Source organism: Ornithinibacter sp., assembly GCF_035443565.1.
In the GTDB taxonomy this organism is placed as follows: Bacteria; Actinomycetota; Actinomycetes; order Actinomycetales; family Dermatophilaceae; genus Fodinibacter.
Genome location: NZ_DAORSO010000330.1, coordinates 1 through 1,584, shown reverse-complemented (window position 1 = coordinate 1,584; position 1,584 = coordinate 1). Strand labels below are relative to the sequence as shown.

2 protein-coding genes are annotated in these 1,584 nt (G+C 71.5%); both read left to right on the top strand.

Features of this window, described 5'->3' with window-relative positions; translation table 11 throughout:
* Positions 1–350: hypothetical protein (locus PLL68_RS14950; RefSeq protein WP_324535450.1), on the top strand; the 350-nt coding region annotated here is incomplete at its 5' end.
* A 30-nt stretch (positions 351–380) separates the two neighbouring features.
* A partial coding sequence (locus tag PLL68_RS14945; RefSeq protein ID WP_324535448.1) for a M36 family metallopeptidase occupies positions 381–1,584 on the top strand: 1,204 nt, incomplete at its 3' end.

The following is a 1,584-nucleotide window of genomic DNA, read 5'->3' as shown; positions in this document are numbered from 1 at the left end:
GGCCGGGTTGGGGCGAGGTGGCCTCACTGGAGGACGTCATGCGCGCTCGTCGATCCCTCTCCCTCGGTCTCGGTGCCGTTCTCGTCCTCAGCCTCGCGGCGCCCGTCGCCGCGGTGGCCGCGGCCCCGGACCGCAAACCGGGGGCGTCGAGCGCCTCGCCACCGGGGGCGGGCGACCTCGTGCGCCGCAACGCCTTCGGGCGCGTGGAGTCGACCTCGTCACCCGGGGGGCTGACCAAGCCCTCGAAGGCACCCGCCGAGGACATCGCCGTGGCCTACGCCAAGTCGGCGGGGAGCGACTTCGGTCTGGGCTCGGGGGCGGGGAAGACACTCGTGGTCACCAAGGCGTAGCGCCTGACGACCGGCGCGACCGCCGTGCACGTGGGACAGCGCGTCGAGGGACTTCGGGTGACGGATGCCGTGCTCACGGTGGTCGTGTCGCCCGACGGGCGGGTGATGTCGGCATCCGGGCGGCTGGCCAAGGGGACCACGTCCAGGGGCCCGTCGGCAGGTCTCACCGCCCGCCAGGCCCTTGACGTCTCGGCCGCCAAGCAGGGCGCGAAGCCCGATCGGCCGCTGCGTGAGGCCGACGTGCGCAGCACCGGGAAGAAGACCTTCCCGAACGTCTACGGGGAGGGAACGGTGAGTGAGCGCCCCGTGACCGCCGAGCTCGTCTGGTACCCCAGCGCCGACGGGCAGTCGCTGCGCCTTGCCTGGGTGACCGACATCGAGTCGTCCGGGCAGCAGTGGTGGGAGAGCACCGTCGACGCCGACACCGGCTCGGTGCTCGATCGCACGAGCCGCTACGCGCACGCCGGGCCGGAGGGCACGGTGTGGCGCGAACAGCACCCGGAGGCCGCGGGTGCAACCCGTCAGGTCACCGCGTTCACCGGCCTCGACGGCTCGTGGGTCAACGGGACGACGACGAGCGGCAACAACGTCAACGCCTACCTCGACCGCAACGACGACGACGCGAACAACGAGTACCAGCCGCAGACCCCCGCGAGCGGAGACCCTGGGTACCAGCACTTCAACTACGCCTTCGGCGACACCTGGCGCAGCACCGCCGACGTCGACTCCCTCGCGGCCCTGGATGCCGACCGGGACGCCGCGATCACCCAGCTCTTCTACTACACCAACGTCATGCACGACTGGCTCTACGGCCACGGCTTCGACGAGGCGAGCGGCAACTTCCAGATCGACAACTACGGCCGGGGCGGCTCGGGCAACGACCCGGTGCTCGCCGAGGCCCAGGACGGGTGGGACTTCGGCTGCGTCGACGACAAGGGCACCAACAGCCCGGGCGACGACGAGGCCATCCGCTGCCTGAACAACGCGAACTTCGGCACCCCCGTCGACGGGCAGAGCCCGCGCATGCAGATGTACATGTGGGCGCCGACCCGGCCCTACCGCGACGGCGACGTCGACGGTGACGTCATCGCCCACGAGTACGGGCACGGCGTCTCCAGCCGGCTCGTCGGTGGTGGCGACCTCGGCTACAGCGACGGCGACCAGCGCGGCGCCCTCGGTGAGGGCTGGAGCGACGTCATCTCCTACCTGAAGTGGGGCGACGCCGTCATCGGTG